At 65.4% G+C, this 16,831-nt stretch carries 18 protein-coding genes; 9 read left to right on the forward strand and 9 right to left on the reverse strand.

Annotated elements, in window-relative coordinates:
* Positions 1–158: 158 nt before the first annotated feature.
* Positions 159–1,616, forward strand: coding sequence for a catalase (locus tag B2X67_RS04480; RefSeq protein WP_286784730.1), 1,458 nt, complete (start codon positions 159–161; stop codon positions 1,614–1,616).
* A 134-nt stretch (positions 1,617–1,750) separates the two neighbouring features.
* Positions 1,751–2,215, forward strand: a complete 465-nt coding sequence (bfr, locus tag B2X67_RS04485) for a bacterioferritin (RefSeq protein WP_090225273.1) — start codon at positions 1,751–1,753, stop codon at positions 2,213–2,215.
* A gap of 60 nt (positions 2,216–2,275) precedes the next feature.
* On the opposite strand, the gene uvrA is transcribed toward bfr, so the two are convergent.
* Entirely contained in the window at positions 2,276–5,110 is a 2,835-nt protein-coding gene (uvrA, locus tag B2X67_RS04490; protein WP_286784731.1) for an excinuclease ABC subunit UvrA, read from the reverse strand.
* 192 nt (positions 5,111–5,302) lie between these two features.
* On the opposite strand from uvrA, the gene B2X67_RS04495 reads away from it, so the two are divergent.
* From B2X67_RS04495 to B2X67_RS04510, 4 genes are read left to right on the forward strand one after another with little or no spacing between them, the layout of a single operon-like run.
* The gene (locus tag B2X67_RS04495; RefSeq protein WP_286784732.1) at positions 5,303–6,697 is read left to right on the forward strand and encodes an MFS transporter; all 1,395 of its coding nucleotides are present in this window, start codon (positions 5,303–5,305) and stop codon (positions 6,695–6,697) included.
* Positions 6,698–6,706: 9 nt separating this feature from the next.
* A complete protein-coding gene (locus tag B2X67_RS04500) occupies positions 6,707–7,204 on the forward strand; it encodes a single-stranded DNA-binding protein (protein WP_090225276.1) in 498 nt (165 codons plus the stop codon).
* A gap of 13 nt (positions 7,205–7,217) precedes the next feature.
* On the forward strand, positions 7,218–8,102 hold the full coding sequence (locus tag B2X67_RS04505; RefSeq protein ID WP_282340710.1) for a sugar nucleotide-binding protein: 885 nt from the start codon (positions 7,218–7,220) through the stop codon (positions 8,100–8,102).
* Positions 8,095–9,024 carry an NAD-dependent epimerase/dehydratase family protein gene (locus tag B2X67_RS04510; RefSeq protein WP_286784733.1) on the forward strand — a complete coding sequence of 310 codons (930 nt, stop codon included), beginning with the start codon at positions 8,095–8,097 and terminating at the stop codon, positions 9,022–9,024. Before B2X67_RS04505 ends, B2X67_RS04510 begins: the two co-directional genes overlap by 8 nt.
* Positions 9,025–9,080: 56 nt before the next feature.
* On the opposite strand, the gene B2X67_RS04515 is transcribed toward B2X67_RS04510, so the two are convergent.
* The 5 genes from B2X67_RS04515 to B2X67_RS04535 form a co-directional block, all read right to left on the reverse strand.
* Entirely contained in the window at positions 9,081–9,764 is a 684-nt protein-coding gene (locus B2X67_RS04515; protein ID WP_286784734.1) for an OmpW/AlkL family protein, read from the reverse strand.
* A 159-nt stretch (positions 9,765–9,923) separates the two neighbouring features.
* The gene (locus tag B2X67_RS04520) at positions 9,924–10,448 is read right to left on the reverse strand and encodes a DUF3299 domain-containing protein (RefSeq protein WP_286784735.1); all 525 of its coding nucleotides are present in this window, start codon (positions 10,446–10,448) and stop codon (positions 9,924–9,926) included.
* Positions 10,445–11,710: an ABC transporter permease gene (locus B2X67_RS04525; RefSeq protein WP_286784736.1), complete on the reverse strand. Its 1,266-nt coding sequence runs from the start codon at positions 11,708–11,710 to the stop codon at positions 10,445–10,447. The genes B2X67_RS04520 and B2X67_RS04525 overlap by 4 nt, the downstream gene beginning before the upstream one ends.
* A 1-nt stretch (position 11,711) precedes the next feature.
* On the reverse strand, positions 11,712–12,416 hold the full coding sequence (locus tag B2X67_RS04530) for an ABC transporter ATP-binding protein (RefSeq protein ID WP_090225285.1): 705 nt from the start codon (positions 12,414–12,416) through the stop codon (positions 11,712–11,714).
* Between the two features lie 59 nt (positions 12,417–12,475).
* The gene (locus tag B2X67_RS04535; RefSeq protein WP_273230278.1) at positions 12,476–13,048 is read right to left on the reverse strand and encodes a DUF2796 domain-containing protein; all 573 of its coding nucleotides are present in this window, start codon (positions 13,046–13,048) and stop codon (positions 12,476–12,478) included.
* 126 nt (positions 13,049–13,174) lie between these two features.
* Between B2X67_RS04535 and B2X67_RS04540 the strand changes: the two genes are divergently transcribed.
* Entirely contained in the window at positions 13,175–13,519 is a 345-nt protein-coding gene (locus tag B2X67_RS04540) for a hypothetical protein (protein WP_286784737.1), read from the forward strand.
* Positions 13,520–13,529: 10 nt separating this feature from the next.
* On the opposite strand, the gene trxA is transcribed toward B2X67_RS04540, so the two are convergent.
* From trxA to B2X67_RS04555, 3 genes are all read right to left on the reverse strand, one after another.
* Positions 13,530–14,402, reverse strand: a complete 873-nt coding sequence (gene trxA / locus B2X67_RS04545; protein WP_273230282.1) for a thioredoxin — start codon at positions 14,400–14,402, stop codon at positions 13,530–13,532.
* A 72-nt stretch (positions 14,403–14,474) separates the two neighbouring features.
* On the reverse strand, positions 14,475–15,134 hold the full coding sequence (locus tag B2X67_RS04550; RefSeq protein WP_286784738.1) for a class I SAM-dependent methyltransferase: 660 nt from the start codon (positions 15,132–15,134) through the stop codon (positions 14,475–14,477).
* A complete protein-coding gene (locus B2X67_RS04555) occupies positions 15,131–15,574 on the reverse strand; it encodes a YbaY family lipoprotein (RefSeq protein ID WP_090225303.1) in 444 nt (147 codons plus the stop codon). The genes B2X67_RS04550 and B2X67_RS04555 overlap by 4 nt, the downstream gene beginning before the upstream one ends.
* A 142-nt stretch (positions 15,575–15,716) precedes the next feature.
* Between B2X67_RS04555 and nrdR the strand changes: the two genes are divergently transcribed.
* Together nrdR and ribD are read left to right on the forward strand one after the other, a co-directional pair.
* Positions 15,717–16,181, forward strand: coding sequence for a transcriptional regulator NrdR (gene nrdR, locus B2X67_RS04560; protein WP_090225308.1), 465 nt, complete (start codon positions 15,717–15,719; stop codon positions 16,179–16,181).
* Positions 16,178–16,831: bifunctional diaminohydroxyphosphoribosylaminopyrimidine deaminase/5-amino-6-(5-phosphoribosylamino)uracil reductase RibD (ribD, locus tag B2X67_RS04565; protein ID WP_286784739.1), on the forward strand; the 654-nt coding region annotated here is incomplete at its 3' end. The genes nrdR and ribD, both read left to right, overlap by 4 nt.

Here is a 16,831-nt window from a genome sequence, read left to right on the forward strand (position 1 = left end):
TTCTTTCGTGCGCAGAAACGCTTCTAGGCCGCTGCCGTCATCATTGTCTGAGTCTATTGGCTTCAGCCAGTCAATGAATTTGAGCCCAGCAGCGCCTCGTTTCATTTCTCTCCAAGCCGAGTTGCGGCCTCTAAGACGCTTTAGACATGGAGATGAGCATGACCCAGAAGACCATTCTGACCACCGCCGGTGGCGTGCCGGTCGCCGACAACCAGAATTCGCGCTCTGCAGGTCCGCGTGGCCCGCTGCTGCTGGACGACTTCCATCTGGTCGAAAAGCTCGCCCACTTCAATCGCGAGGTGATCCCCGAGCGCCGCGTTCACGCCAAGGGCTCGGCGGCCTACGGCACCTTCAAGGTGACGCAGGATATGAGCCGCTACAGCAGCGCCAGGCTGTTCGATTCCGTCGATAAGCAGACTCCAGTGTTCCTTCGCTTCTCCACCGTCGGTGGTGAGCGCGGCTCTGCCGACACCGAGCGAGATCCGCGCGGTTTCGCGCTGCGCTTCTATACCGAAGAGGGTAACTGGGACGTGGTCGGCAACAATACCCCGGTGTTCTTCATTCGCGACCCACTGAAATTTCCCGACTTCATCCATACCCAGAAACGTCTGGCGCAGAGCAACCTTAAGAGCCCCCAGGCGATGTGGGATTTCTGGTCGCTGTCGCCGGAGTCGCTGCATCAGGTCACCATCCTGTTCTCCGATCGGGGGATTCCGGACGGCTATCGCTTCATGCACGGTTTCGGCAGCCATACCTTCAGCCTGATCAACGCCGAGGGGCAGCGTCACTGGGTGAAGTGGCACTACAAGTCCCGGCAGGGCATCAAGAACCTCCATCCGAGCGAGGCCACGCGCCTGGCGGGTAGTGATCCCGATTACGCCCAGCGCGATCTGTTCGAGGCAATCGAGCGTGGCGAATTCCCGAAATGGCGGGTATGCATGCAGGTCATGAGCGAGGAGCAAGCGGCTAGTCGGGCGGTGAATCCGTTCGACGTGACCAAGGTGTGGTCGCAGAAGGAGTTTCCGCTGATCGAGGTGGGCGAGTTCGAGCTCAACCGCAACCCGGCGAACTACTTTGCCGAGGTCGAGCAGGTCGCCCTCGCTCCGAGCAATGTGGTGCCTGGCGTCGGATTGTCGCCCGATCGAATGTTGCAAGGGCGCGTGTTCGCCTATGCCGATGCGCAGCGTCACCGGGTGGGCACCAACTATCAGCAGTTGCCAGTGAACGCGCCTTTGAGCGGCTACAGCAACTACCAGCGCGATGGCGCCATGCGTTTCGATGGCAATGGCGGCGCGCGGCCCAACTACGAGCCCAACAGCTACAGCCAGGCGCCCAAGCAGGCTCCCGAGTATCGCGAGCCGGCGCTGGCGCTCTCCGGCGCGGCCGACCGTTACGATCACCGCACTGATGACGATTACTTCAGTCAGGCTGGCGATCTGTTCCGTCTGATGAATGCCGAGCAGAAAGCGCTGTTGATCGGCAATATCGTCGGCGCCATGGGTTCGGTTAGCCGCGAGGTACAGGTGCGCCAGATCGCGCATTTCCTGCGAGCCGATCCCGCCTACGGGGCGGGCGTGGCGGCCGGGCTCGGTGTCGATCTCAACCGGGTGATGTGATCCCGCGCTCGGTTCCAGAGGCCGCCTGCAGCGATGCAGGCGGCTTTTTTTATGTCCCGTCGTCGGTGTTGCTCTGAGTCATCGCCTTTTAGGCGATAATCCACCACCTTGGCGTTTTTCCTGGAGAGCTCGGCATGCGCGGCGAAGCGGAAGTCATCAATTATTTCATCGGTCTGCTCAAGGGTGAGCTGGCCGCTCGCGACCAGTACTTCCTGCACTCGCGGATGTATGCCGACTGGGGGCTCACCGAGCTTTACGAGCGGATCAACCACGAGATGGAGGAGGAAACCCAGCACGCGGACGCGTTGCTCAAGCGTATCCTGTTCCTGGAAGGAGTGCCGGACATGACTCCGGAGCCGCTGAACACCGGCACCAGCGTGCCGGAAATGCTGCGGGCCGACCTCGCCCTGGAATACCAGGTGCGTGCGGCGTTGGCCCAGGGCATCGCGCTTTGCGAGAAGTGCGGCGACTACGAGAGCCGCGAGATACTGGAACTGCAACTCAAGGACACCGAAGAAGATCACGCCTACTGGCTGGAGCAGCAGCTGGGCCTGATCGACCGCATCGGTTTGCAGAACTACCTGCAGTCGAAGATGTAAGGTTGCTCGTCTCGAACGAAAAGCCCCGCGAATGCGGGGCTTTTTGTTTTTGTGCTGCACTCAGGCCTTGTCGCGTTCCAGCAGAGGCTTGAGGAAATGCCCGGTGTAGGACTGGGATAGGGCGGCGAGCTCTTCGGGCGTGCCGCTGCCAATGATCTGGCCGCCCTTGGAGCCGCCTTCCGGGCCGAGGTCCACCAGCCAGTCGGCGGTCTTGATCACGTCCAGGTTGTGCTCGATGACCACCACGGTGTTGCCGTGGTCGCGCAACCGGTGCAGCACGTCGAGCAACTGCTGGATGTCGGCGAAGTGCAGGCCGGTGGTGGGCTCGTCGAGGATGTACAGCGTCTTGCCGGTGTCGCGCTTGGACAGCTCACGCGACAGCTTGACGCGCTGCGCCTCGCCGCCGGACAGCGTCGTCGCGCTCTGCCCCAGCTTGATGTAGGAAAGGCCCACGTCGATCAGCGTCTGCAGCTTGCGCGACAGCGCCGGAACCGCTTCGAAGAATTCGCGGGCTTCTTCGATAGTCATTTCCAGCACCTCATGGATGCTCTTGCCCTTGTACTTCACTTCCAGGGTCTCGCGGTTGTAGCGCTTGCCCTTGCAGACGTCGCAAGGCACGTAGATGTCCGGCAGGAAGTGCATCTCCACCTTGATCACGCCGTCGCCCTGGCAGGCCTCGCAACGGCCGCCCTTGACGTTGAAGGAGAAGCGCCCCGGACTGTAGCCGCGCGAGCGGGCCTCCGGCACACCGGAGAACAGCTCGCGGATCGGTGTGAACAGGCCGGTGTAGGTCGCCGGGTTGGAACGCGGCGTGCGGCCGATCGGGCTCTGGTCGATATCGACCACCTTGTCCAGATGCTGCAGGCCGTCGAAGCTATCGTGCGCCGCCGCTTCCAGCGTGGTGGCGCCGTTCAGCGCGGTGGCGGTGATCGGGAACAGCGTGTTGTTGATCAGCGTCGACTTGCCCGAGCCGGACACCCCGGTCACGCAGGTCAACAAGCCAACCGGGATTTCCAGGTTGACGTTCTGTAGGTTGTTGCCGCGCGCGCCCTTGAGCTTGAGCAGTTTCTTCTTGTCGCGCGGGGTGCGCTGCGTCGGCACCGCGATCTTCACCCGGCCGGAGAGGTACTTGCCCGTGAGCGAGTCGGGGTGATCCATGATTTCCTGCGGTGTGCCCTCGGCGACGATCTGCCCGCCATGCACGCCGGCGCCGGGGCCGATGTCGACGACGTAGTCGGCGAGGCGGATGGCGTCCTCGTCGTGCTCCACGACGATCACCGTGTTGCCCAGGTTGCGCAGGTGATTGAGCGTGCCGAGCAGGCGCTCGTTGTCGCGCTGGTGCAGACCGATGGAGGGTTCGTCGAGGATGTACATCACCCCGACCAAACCGGCACCGATCTGGCTGGCCAGGCGGATGCGCTGCGCCTCGCCGCCGGATAGGGTGTCCGCGCTGCGGTCGAGGGTCAGGTAGTCGAGTCCGACGTTGACCAGGAACTCCAGGCGCTGGCGGATTTCCTTGAGAATCTTGTCGGCGATCTGGCCCTTCTGTCCGGTCAGCTCGAGCCCGGCGAAATAGTCGCTGGCATCGCCGACCGGCAGGCGGGTCACCGCCGGCAGTGTCTTCTCGCCCACCCACACATGGCGCGACTCGCGGCGCAGGCGCGTGCCGCTGCAGTCCGGGCAGGGCTGGGTGCTGAGGAACTTGGCCAGCTCCTCGCGCACGGTTTGCGATTCGGTCTCGCGGTAGCGCCGTTCGAGGTTGGGGATGATCCCCTCGAACGGGTGCGAGCGCTTGACGATATCGCCCCGGTCGTTGAGGTAGCGGAAGTCGACGCTCTCGCGGCCCGAGCCGAACAGGATCGCCTTCTGGTCGTCGGCACCGATCTGCCCGAACGGCGTTTCCAGGCTGAAGCCATAGTGGCTGGCCAGGGAACCGAGCATCTGGAAGTAGTAGACGTTGCGCCGATCCCAGCCGCGGATCGCCCCTTCGGCGAGGGTCAGCTCGCCGTTGACAAGGCGCTTGGCGTCGAAGAACTGCTTAACGCCGAGGCCGTCGCAGGTCGGGCAGGCGCCGGCCGGGTTGTTGAAGGAAAACACCTTCGGTTCCAGCTCGCTGATCGAGTGCCCGCAGACCGGGCAGGCGAAGCGCGCCGAAAAGATGGTTTCCTCGCCGGTTTCGCCTTCCATCGGCGCCACCAGCGCGATGCCGTCGGCCAGGCCCAGCGCGGTCTCGAAGGACTCGGCCAGGCGCTGCTGCAGGTCGGCACGCACCTTGAAACGGTCGACCACGATCTCGATGGTGTGCTTCTTCTGCTTGTCCAGCTTGGGCAGGTCGTCGAGTTCGTGGAGCTTGCCGTTGACCCGCGCGCGGACGAAGCCCTGGGCGCGCATTTCCTCGAACACCGAGAGGTGCTCGCCCTTGCGCTCGCGAATGATCGGCGCGAGCAGCATCAGCTTGGCGCCCTCGGGCATCGCCAGTACCTGATCGACCATCTGGCTGACGGTTTGCGCCTCCAGCGGGATGTCGTGGTCCGGGCAGCGCGGCGTACCGACGCGGGCATAGAGCAGGCGCAGGTAGTCGTAGATCTCGGTGATGGTGCCGACGGTGGAGCGCGGATTGTGCGAGGTGGACTTCTGCTCGATGGAGATCGCCGGGGACAGCCCTTCGATGGTGTCCACGTCGGGCTTTTCCATCATCGAGAGGAACTGCCGGGCGTAGGCGGAGAGCGACTCCACATAGCGGCGCTGCCCCTCTGCGTAGAGCGTGTCGAAGGCCAGGGACGATTTTCCGGAGCCGGACAGGCCGGTGATCACGATGAGTTTGTCGCGGGGGAGGGTGAGGTCGATGTTCTTCAGGTTGTGGGTACGAGCCCCACGGATCAGGATCTTGTCCAAAACAGCCTCGCATGGCGGGCGAAAACCCATGAGTATACGGATCGGCGGGCCGGCGCGTCAGGGCGCCGCGGTCTTTCTCTGACCGGCAGGGCGCGCGAGGGTTTAGCCGCCGCTCGCTGCTTTTGCGCGGGCTCTTGGGGATGGGGGCTGGTAGAATCCCCGCCCTGTTCGTAACAGGGGTGGCAGAGTCAAATGCACGATCCGTACAGCGATCGCATGAGTGGCAGCGAGACGCGCGCCGCCGGTGGCCTGGCGTTGGTGTTCGCCTTCCGGATGCTGGGCATGTTCATGGTGCTGCCGGTGCTGGCGACCTATGGGCAGGACCTCGCCGGCGCCACGCCCGCGCTCATCGGCCTGGCCATCGGTGCCTACGGCCTGACCCAGGCCGTGCTGCAGATTCCCTTCGGCATCATCTCCGATCGCATCGGACGACTTCCGGTGATCTACATCGGCCTGCTGATCTTCGCTGCCGGCAGCGTCCTCGCTGCCAATGGCGACTCCATCTGGGGCGTGATCGCCGGCCGGGTGCTGCAGGGCGCTGGGGCAATTTCGGCCGCGGTCATGGCGCTGCTGTCCGACCTGACCCGCGAGCAGCACCGGACCAAGGCGATGGCAGCGATCGGCATGAGCATCGGCCTGTCGTTCGCCGTGGCGATGGTGGTCGGCCCGCTGCTGACCCGCGCCTTCGGCCTTTCCGGGCTGTTCTGGGTCACCGCTGCCATGGCCATCGTCGGCATCCTCATCATCGCCTTCATCGTCCCGCGTGCGGACGTCCGCCTGCAGCACCGCGAGTCCGGCGTAGCCAAGCAGGCGCTCGGCGCCACCCTGCGCAACGGCCAACTGCTGCGTCTGGACTTCGGAATCCTGGCGTTGCACGCGGTGCTGATGTCGAGTTTCGTCGCCCTGCCGCTGGCGCTGGTCGAGCGCGCCGGCCTGCCCAAGGAAGAGCACTGGTGGGTCTACCTCACCGCGCTGCTGATCGGCTTCTTCGCGATGGTGCCGTTCATCATCTATGCCGAGAAGAAGCGCAAGATGAAGCGCGTACTCCTGGGGGCGATCAGCGTGCTGCTGATCTGCGAGCTGTTCTTCTGGCTGTTCGGCAGCAGCCTGACGGCATTGGTGGTCGGCACCGTTGTGTTCTTCACCGCCTTCAACCTGCTGGAGGCCAGCATGCCTTCGCTGATCAGCAAGGTCTCGCCGGCGGGTGGCAAGGGCACGGCGATGGGCGTGTACTCGACCAGCCAGTTCCTCGGCGCGGCGGTCGGCGGCATCCTCGGTGGCTGGTTCTACCAGCATGGCGGGCTGGCCGCGGTCTTCATCGGCTGCGCCGTGCTCTGTGCGATTTGGCTGGCGTTTGCTGTTACCATGCGCGAACCGCCTTATGTAACCAGCCTGCGCCTGCCGTTGTCGCCCGACGCGGCAGCGGACGCGGGTTTGGCCGAGCGTTTACTGGCAGTGCCCGGAGTGGCGGATGCCATGGTGGTGGTCGAAGAGGCCGCCGCCTACGTCAAAGTGGATACCGAACAATTGGACCGCACGTCCCTCGAGCGCCTGGTCGATCCGGCGCCGCGGCGTGCCGAAGCCTAGGAGAACGTCATGGCCCGTGGGGTTAACAAAGTCATTCTGATCGGCAACGTCGGCGGCGACCCGGAAACCCGCTACCTGCCCAATGGTAACGCCGTCACCAACGTGACTCTGGCAACCACCGACAGCTGGAAAGACAAGCAGACCGGTCAGAATCAGGAGCGTACCGAATGGCACCGCGTGGTGTTCTTCGGCAAGGTCGCGGAAATCGCCGGCGAGTACCTGCGCAAGGGTTCGCAATGCTACATCGAGGGTCGTCTGCAGACCCGCGAGTGGGAAAAGGACGGCGTGAAGCGCTACACCACCGAAATCGTCGTCGACATGGGCGGCACCATGCAGCTGCTCGGCGGCCGCGGCGGTAACGATGGCGATTCGGCCCCGCGCCAGCAGCGTCCGCAACCGCAGCGCGAGCCGCAGCAGCAGGCCCCGCGCGAGTCGCGTCCGCAACAGCAGCCCGCCGCACAGCCCGCTCCGGACTACGACAGCTTCGACGACGACATTCCGTTCTAGGAATCCGCTCCGCATGCACATGCGCCTGATGCTTCTGGGTGGGGGCAATGCGCTGGGACAGGCGTTGATCCGGCTCGGCGCCGAGGAGAACATCGGTTTCCTCGCGCCTCGCCCGCCTGATCAGGGCTGGGACGCCTCCAGCCTGACCCAGCTGCTCGATGACACTCGCCCGGATGCGCTGATCAACCTGGCATTCTATTTCGACTGGTTCCAGCGCGCGGACGCCGATGTGGCGCGCCTGGAGACCCAGGAGCGCGCCGTCGAGCGGCTGGCCGAGCTGTGCCAGTACCACCAGATCCTTCTGCTGCAGCCTTCCAGTTACCAAGTTTTCGATGGCGCGCGGGCGACCGCGTACAGCGAGAAAGACGAGCCACAGCCGCTCGGCCTGAGGGGCCAGGCGCTCTGGCGGATCGAGCAGAGCGTGCGCGCCGCCTGCCCGCGGCACGTGCTGCTGCGGTTCGGCTGGCTGCTCGACGACAGCAAGGACGGCATTCTCGGCCGCTTTCTCGCGGCGGCGCAGACGCGCGAAGAGCTTCTCCTTGCCGACGACCGCCGCGGCAATCCGTGCCCGGTCGATGACGTAGCACGGGTCATGCTGTCGGTCCTGAAGCAGCTGGATTGCGCGGCGCCACTCTGGGGCACCTATCACTACGGCGCCCACGAAGCGACCACGGCGCTCACTTTGGGGCAGGCCGTGCTGGCGGAGGCGCGGGCCTTCCGCTCCTTCACCGTCAACGAGCCCACGGCCCAGGCACATGCCGCCTGCGCCGACGCCGCCGACGAGCCGCAACATGCGGTGCTGGCGTGCCGCAAGATCCTCAATACATTCGGCATCAAGCCGCGCGCCTGGCGCTCCGGGCTGCCCTCACTACTGGACCGTTTTTACCGTCATGTCTGATTCGCCCATCCTGGTCACCGGCGGCGCTGGTTTCATCGGCTCCCACCTGGTGGATGCCCTGCTCGCGAGCGGGCAGCGCGTTCGGGTGCTGGACGACTTCTCGACCGGCAAGCGGGATAACCTTCCGCTCCACGATGAGCATCTCGAAGTGCTGGAGGGCAACGTCGCCGATGCCGACTGCGTCCTTGCGGCGATGCGAGGCTGCGCTGCCGTGGCGCACCTGGCTGCTGTGGCCTCCGTACAAGCTTCGGTGGACGATCCGGTGGCCACTCACCGCAGCAATTTCATTGGTACGTTGAATGTCTGTGAGGCGATGCGTACCCATGGCGTGAAGCGCGTGCTGTTCTCTTCCAGCGCCGCGGTTTACGGCCAGAACGGCGAGGGCGCCGCGATAGACGAGGACACGCCGAAGTCTCCGTTGACCCCTTATGCCTCGGACAAGCTGGCCAGCGAGTACTACCTAGATTTCTACCGGCGCCAGCATGGCCTGGAGCCGGCGGTATTCCGCTTCTTCAATATCTACGGCCCGCGCCAGGATCCTTCGTCGCCTTACTCCGGCGTCATCAGCATCTTCACCGAGCGGGCAGCCAAAGGCTTGCCCATCACGGTTTTTGGCGATGGGGAACAGACCCGGGATTTTCTCTACATCGACGATCTGGTCGGCGTGCTGGTGCAGGCGCTGAATGCGGCATCGGTCGAAGTGGGGGCGGTGAATGTGGGGCTGAATGAGGCAACCACCTTGCTGCAGTTGCTTCAGGCCATCGGTGACGTGCTGGGCGATTTGCCGGAGATCGCTCACCTGCCTGCGCGCGCAGGCGATATCCGCCATTCCCGGGCTGACAACGCACGCCTGCTACGTCGCTACGACCTCGGGCGGACTACGCCCATGCGCGCAGGGCTGGGCCGACTTCTCGGTCGCTGAGTTTTCTGCAGGCAAAAAAACAGGCGCCTGGGCGCCTGTTTTCATTTCGGTTCGGCTTAGAACTTGTAGCCTAGGCCGATCATGTAGACCCACGGGTCCACATCCACGTCGACTTTGACACGGCCGACACCCGCGAGGTCGGTAGTTGCCTTGGTGTCGATGTCCATGTACCAGACGGAGGCGTTGAACAGCATGTTGTCAGTCAGCATGTAGTCAAAGCCGGCTTCGCCGGCCAGGCCCCAGGAGTTCTCAAGGTTCAGGTTGCTGAACCCCTGATCTTTTCGGGAGCTAGTCAGGTCTTCATCGAAAAACCAGGTGAAGTTGACACCGGCGCCCACGTAGGGCTGGAATTTGGAGCTAGCGTCCAGCGGGTAGTACTGAAGGAGCAGGGTCGGCGGCAGTTGCTTGATGTCAGCCAACTTACCGTCCAAGGCGCCCAGGCCTTTCACGCCTACTTCATGCTGGAAGGGAGTTGCTGCGACCAGTTCGGCCCCGATGTGATCGGTGAGCATGTAGGTGAAGGTCAGGCCCAGCTGAGTGTCGCTGTCGACGGTGGCCTTCCCGCCAAGATTAGTACCGGCAGCTGCGCCACGGTCTACGCCGAGCGAACCGCTGTCTTCGTGCGGGTCTACGGTAGCAGCGCCGGCGCGGACGATCAGGCTACCCGCTTCGTGGGCTTGAGCGAGCGGAGCGGCGAGAGCCATGGCCAGCACGCTAAGGGTGAACAGGGACTTGCGCATAAGTAACTCCAGTCGAGTCTGTGTTTGTATTGGCTGGAGGCTATGGTAGGGAGGTGGCCGAAAGGCTTGTTGATTTAGCTCAACGGATACTTTTGTAGGGTTGCGGCGCTTTGTCAGCCATTTTTTCGCCCATTGCGAGCGTCTTTCGGCGTTGAGAAATCACTGGTCCGGGATTTCGTAAGGGTAGATCTTGCCGGCTTGCATGGCATATCCGGATTCGGCCAGATCGCTGTGGCTCTGCTCTACTTTGAGGGTGCCTTCGATCCAGAATGGCTGGTAAAGGGTGTCCAGCAGCACGCCGTTTTCGCTCTTCACGTGGACGATCTGGTTGGACGGCGGCGGCGGTACGTGGATACAGGCGCCGAAGTAGGGCACCAGGAGAAACTCGGTCACCCGGCCTTCCTCGCTGACATCCAGTGGCACGATGTAGCCCGGAAGTTTCACCGAGACACTGTCGAGTTCGCGCACCGTCGGTTCGGACGGGCGCTGTTGCGCGACCGGGGGCGCCGACTCTGCTGAGAGGGCGTCGCCGAGTTGCGCCAGATCGTGCATGGCCACCGGTGGCGGAGCGGCTGCGGCGTCCGCCGGGATCAGCGCCTCCCACGTCAGCTCGCGCGGTGAAGCCGCGAATCCCGGAAGACTCAGTGCGAGTAGCAGGAGCAAAAGCGCGCATGGTTTTTTCATACGCGGATGGTCAGGCCATCGGCCAGCGATTGTCGATAGGCGCGCCAGGCCGGGATGCAGCCCATCAGCAGCGCGGCGATGAGGATGCCGCCGAGCATCTGCCATTCGTAGGCGCTTGGCAGCGACAGCGGCAGATACAGGCCATAGGTGCTCTGCACGAAACCCTGTGCGGCGGCGATGCCGATATACAGCAGCATGACGCCCACCACCACGCCGGCGGCGGCCAGCGCGAAGGCCTCGACGATCAACAGCCCGGCGATGTGCCAGGGCCGCGCGCCGACCGAGCGCAGGATGGCCATCTCGCGACGGCGCTCGTTGAGGCTGGTGAGAATCGCCGTGAGCATGCCGATCAGCCCGGTCAGCACGACGAACAGCGAGACCATCAGCAGCGCTTTTTCCGCCGTGCCCATCAGGCTCCAGAGTTCCTGCAGCGCCACGCCGGGCAGGATCGCCAGCAGCGGCTCGCCACGGAACTCGTTGATCTCGCGTTGCACGGCGAAGGTTGCGACCTTGCTGTTGAGGCCTAGCAGGAAGGCGGTGATCGCCTTGGGCGTCAAGTCCATGTGTCGCGCCTGTTCGGCGCTGACCTTGCCGGCGCCGCGAGCCGGCACGCCGTTCTGCCAGTCGACGTGCAGCGCCTCCATGCCGGCGAGGGAAATGTGCAGCGTGCGGTCCACCGGCGTGCCGGTGCGCGCGAGGACGCCGACCACGGTGAACGGCTTGTCGGCGTGCTGGACCAGGCTGACCGTGGCAACGCCGTGGGCGAGGACGATCCGGTCGCCGAGTCTGTAGTGCAGCGCATCGGCCACCTCGGCGCCGAGCACCACCTCGAACGGGTCGTCGGCGAAGGCGCGGCCGTCGCGCAGTTGCAGGGCCTGGCTGCGGCCGTAACGGTAGTGCTCGAAGTACGCCTGGCTGGTGCCCATCACCCGGTAGCCGCGGTGCGAGTCGCCCAGGGAGATCGGGATTGCCCATTTCACTTTCGGGTCGGCGGCGACGGTTTCGAAGCTGTCCCAGCGGATGTTGTTGGTGGCGTTGCCGATGCGGAACACCGAGTAAAGCAACAGGTTGATCGAGCCGGAGCGCGCGCCGACGATCAGGTCGGTGCCGCTGATGGTGCTGGCGAAACTGGAGCGGGCTTCGGTGCGCACACGTTCGACGGCGAGCAGCAGGGTCACCGAAAGGGCGATGGCGAACATCGTCAGCAACGCGGTGAAGCGCCGGTTGGCGAGGCTGGCCAGGGCTAGGCGGAACAGGTGCATCTCAGACTCCGGCGGGTTGGGCGGCGCGATTGAGTTCGGCCAGCGACAGGCTGCGGTCGAACAGCGGTGCCAGGCCCTGATCGTGACTGACGAACAGCAGGCTGGAACCGGCGGCGCGGCATTCGGTGAAGAGCAACTCGAGAAAGGTTTCGCGGGTGTCGCTGTCCAGCGCCGAGGTTGGCTCGTCGGCGATCACCAGCTCCGGTTGGCCGATGAGCGCGCGCGCCGCGGCGACCCGCTGCTGTTGGCCGATCGACAGCGCATCGGCACGGCGCGCGTGCAGTGCGGGCGGCAGCCCAAGGTGAGCGAGCAGTTCGCTGGCGGCCAGCGCCACGCTGCCATGGCGCTGGTGCGCGCGCTGGCTGCGCAGGCGCGAGAAGCGGCACGGCAGCTCGACGTTTTCCCGCACCGAAAGAAACGGCAGCAGGTTGAACTGCTGGAAGATGTAGCCGGTGTGGTCGACGCGAAAACGATCGCGGGCGCCGGCGGACATTCCGCCAAGTTCCTCGCCAAGCAGGCGAATGCTGCCGCGTCCGGCTTTCTGGACGCCGCCGAGCAGGCCGAGCAGGGTGGTCTTGCCGCTGCCGCTGGGGCCGCGCAGGAACAGGGTTTCGCCGCGTTCGAGGCGAAACTGCGGGATATCCAGCAGTTCCTCCTGGCCGGGCCAGGCGAAGCCGAGGTCGTTGAGTTCGAGCAAAGAGGTCATTGCGCAGCCGGAAGAAGTAAGGTGAAGGCGCGGAGCGGCCTGGCTGCCCCGCGCAAGATTCAGAAGTTCAGCGTGGGGCTGGCCGGGGTGGCCTCGGCGCCCTGTTGGCCGTTCGGGCCGATCAACTGGACGTTGACCTTCTGGGTCGCCGGGAACTGGCTGAAGAAGGCGGAGAGATCGAGCGCCTTCAGCGCTTCGGGCGTGGCGCAGCTGAGCTTGTATTCGGCGTCGACGTCGCTGTGTTCGTGTCCGGCGTGCTCGTCGTCATCGTGATCCGCGTGCGCCTTGGCGTTGCCGAACAGCGGGCTTTCCAGTGCCTGCTCGGTCACTGTGCAGCCGGCGGCGGCAGGCAGGCTGAACAGCACCAGCGGTTTTTCCAGCTGTGCACGGGCGGCGGCAACCTTGGCCTTGTCGGCGACGCTGTTGGCCGCGTGCTCGAAGCCGACGATGTTCATCGCCGGACTTTCCAGGTCGATTTCCAGGGTCTTGCCGTCCAGCGCCACGTTCAGCGCGGCGACGCCATGTTCATGTTTGCCGAGACTGCCGTGCTCGTGGTCATGGTCGTCATCGTGGGCCTGGGCGATTGCCAGGGGTAGCAGTGCGAAGGGCAGGGCGAGCAGGAGGCGGCGCATCGGATTCTCCGGGTGGTGTGACATTTGTCGTTACGTTATAACAAGGTTTTGTCGAAGAATGCCAGTGCGACGTGGTGGGATCGTTCGCGCCGTGGGAGCATGCGGGCTCGATGAGAGGAGCGTGGCATGGTGCGAATTCGCGGGAAGGTCGGCGACTGGCCGGTGGATCTGACGCTTGAGCTGGATGCGCAGGAGTGGGCGCTGCTGGCGGAGAAGGTCCGGGTGGAACCGGCTGCGGCGGCATCGAAGGTGGCGCCGTCGGCGTCAGCGGAAGACGGCCGCTGGCAGATGGCGCAGGACCTCCTGCGCCAGGCGCAGCAGATGGACGGCCCGCAGTTGCTGGCGGATCTGTCCGCGCTGGCGGGCAGCGCGCAGGCCGGCAAGCGCTTGTTGGTGCGCTTGCGGCATTGCGAGCAGGTGAAGCTGGAGAACGGCGGCGAAACGCCTATCTATCGCTGGATAGAGCGCTGAATCTACGGGATCAATAGATCGCCTGGTACAGCCGCCGGCGATAGGTGGTAACCAGTGGGTGATCGCTGCCGAGCAGGTCGAACACCTGCAGCAGCGACTTGTGCGGCAGGCCGTCGGCGTAGCTGCGGTTGCGCACGAAGAGCTTGAGCAGCCCGTCCAGCGCCGCCTCGTACTGCTGACGGGCGAGCTGCTGGACCGCCAGCTGATAGGCCGCCTCGTCGTCCTCGGCGTTCTGCGCCAGGCGCGATTTCAGCGTCGCGGCGTCCGGCAGGTCGGCGGCCTGGCGCAGGAAGGTCAGCTGCGCGCGGGCACCGGAAAGCGCCTGCTTGTGCTCGTCGCCCTTGACCGCGCCGAGCACCGCCTCGGCCTCTTCCAGCTCGCCGCGTTCGGCCAGGCAGCGCGCATAGAGAATCAGTGCCGCCGCGTTGCTGTTGTCTTCACCCAGCAGTTGCCTGAGCAGGGCCTCGGCGTCGCCGATGCGGCCCTCGTCGAATAGCGCCTGCGCGCTTTCCAGCGGATCGGCCGCTTCCGGCGGCGGCATCTGCACGTGCGGTTCGAGCATCGCGCGCACTGCGGATTCCGGTTGGGCGCCGGCGAAGCCGTCCACCGGCTGGCCGTCCTTGAACAGCACCACGGTGGGCAGGCTGCGGATGCCGAAGCGTGCGACGATCTCCTGCTCGGCGTCGCAGTCGACCTTGGCCAGCAGCAGTTCGCCGCGGTAGCTCTCGGCGACCTGCGCGAGCATCGGCATCAGCGCCTTGCAGGGCGCGCACCATTCCGCCCAGAAATCCACCAGCACCGGCTTGTGGAAGGAATTCTCGATCACCAGCTGTTCGAAGTTGGCGGCGCCGGATACGTCGAAGATATAGGGCAGGTCGCTCATGGATTGTCTCGGCAAGGCAGAAAAGTGGCAGAACTATAAGTGGGGGCGCTGTGGTCGTGAAGCAAGTCCCGATCAGCCGGCGCGGCGTGCGTGATAGAGGCTGACGTGGCGAAATTCCGCGGGTTCGGCGAGGTCCGGCCAGGTGCAGGCTTCCCTCTGGTCGAGCCGGCGGTACAGCGGATGCTGGAAATCGCGGACCCGCGAATCGGCCACCAGTGCCTCGCGGCCACGGCTGAGGAACTGGTCGAGCAGCGGCAGGTTGGCGCGATCGTAGAGCACGTCCGCGACCAGGATCAGGTCGAAGCGATCGGCCTCGGCGAAAAAGTCGTCCGAATAGCCCATGGTCACCCCGTTCAGTTCGGCGTTGGCCCGGCAGGCCTGCAGGGCCAGCGGGTCGAGATCGCAGGCGACGACTTCCGCGGCGCCCGCCCTGGCCGCGGCGATCGCCGCCACGCCGGAGCCGGCGCCGAAATCCAGCACGCGCTTGCCGCGCACCCATTGCGGCTGCTGCGCCAGCCAGCGCGCCAGCACCAGGCCGCTGGCCCAGCAGAAGCTCCAGTACGGCGGCTCGTCGAGAATCCGCCGGGTTTCCTCCGGGCTGAAGGCGCGCTGCATGTTCGCCGGGTCGATCAGCCACAACGACAGATCGGTGCCCGGCAACCGCTGCGGCAGCAAGTGCGCATCGCCGAGGAGATCCTCGATCGCCCGCTGCAGGGCCGGGCTCGGGGTCACGGCGCGACTTCCAGCTCCAGTGCGCCGAGCGTCTGGGTTTCCGCGCGGGTGATGCGCTGCGGCGGTAGGCGCAGGGTCAGCACGCCGGATTCGACGACACGGGCGCGCAACTCGACGCGGGCATTGGCCGGGAAGGCAGCCGGGTTGAACGGCAGGCGAAACGGCAGGGCGCCACCGGTGCCCACCAGCTTGAGGCTGCCGAGCAGTTGCTGCGGGCGGTCGCGCTCGTCGATCACCAGCAGCGCCAGCTCCACTTCGCTACCCGCTGGCGGCGTGTTCAGCGTGCCGACCAGTTCGCGCATGTAGTCCGGCAGGCTCAACTCGGTGACCAGCGGTTTCGCCGGGGCTTTCTGTGCGGGTGGGGCGGAGGGTTCGGGCGTGCTGGCGCAAGCGGCGAGCAGGGTGGCAAGAAAAAGCAGGCACAACGGGCGTAGGGGCATCGGTCAGTTCCATCGCTTCGGTTGACTGTATGACAACGCCATCCAGCCTTCGGCAGGGCGCCTGTATAGCGCAAAGTCCTCGTCTTGTCTTGCCGGGAGGATGCGCTACCATGGCCGCCCGTTTTCTCTATCGCACCCTGCCATGCACTGTCCCTTCTGCAGCGCCAACGACACCAAGGTCATCGACTCGCGGCTGGTTGCCGAGGGCGATCAAGTGCGCCGCCGGCGTGAATGCATGGCCTGCGGGGAACGCTTCACCACCTTCGAGACCGCCGAGCTGGTGATGCCGCGGCTGATCAAGCAGGACGGCAGCCGCCAGCCGTTCGACGAAGAGAAGCTGCGCGCCGGCATGCAGCGCGCGCTGGAGAAGCGCCCGGTCAGCATCGAGCGCCTCGAAGAGGCCATCGCCCACATCAAGAGCAAGCTGCGCGCCACCGGCGAGCGCGAGGTCAAGTCGCTGGTGCTCGGCGAACTGGTGATGGTCGAGCTGCAGAAGCTCGACGAGGTCGCCTATATCCGCTTCGCCTCGGTCTACAAGCGCTTCCAGGACCTCAACGAATTCCGCGAGGAGATCGAGCGGTTGTCCCGCGAGCCGGCCAAGCAATGAGCGACACGCCGGTAGCCGACATCCGCCACATGGCCCGCGCCCTCAAGCTGGCGCGCCAGGGCCTGTATTCCACCCATCCCAATCCGCGTGTCGGTTGCGTCATCGTGCGCAATGGCGAGGTCGTCGGCGAAGGCTGGCACCTGCGTGCCGGCGAGCCGCACGCGGAAGTCCACGCGCTGCGCCAGGCCGGCGAACGCGCGCGCGGCGCCATCGCCTACGTCACACTGGAGCCCTGCAGCCATCACGGACGCACGCCGCCGTGCGCCGATGCGCTGCTGCAGGCCGGCGTCGCACGGGTGGTCGCGGCGATGCAGGACCCCAATCCGCAGGTGGCCGGTCAGGGCTTGCAGCGCCTCGCCGCGGCCGGCGTCGCGGTGGCCTCCGGCGTGCTCGAAGCCGAGGCGCGGGCGCTCAACCTGGGTTTCATCAAACGCATGGAGCAGGGCCTGCCCTACGTTCGGGTAAAGCTGGCGATGAGCCTGGACGGCCGCACGGCGATGGCCAGCGGCGAGAGCCAGTGGATCACCGGGCCGGCCGCGCGCGCCGCGGTCCAGCGCCTGCGCGCGCAGTCCAGCGTGGTCCTTAGCGGCGCCGACACCGTCCTGACGGATGCTGCGCGGCTCACCGTGCGTAGATCGGAAGAGCGGTTC

This window comes from Pseudomonas sp. UBA3153, from assembly GCF_002364635.1.
In the GTDB taxonomy this organism is placed as follows: domain Bacteria; phylum Pseudomonadota; class Gammaproteobacteria; order Pseudomonadales; family Pseudomonadaceae; genus Pseudomonas_O; species Pseudomonas_O kuykendallii.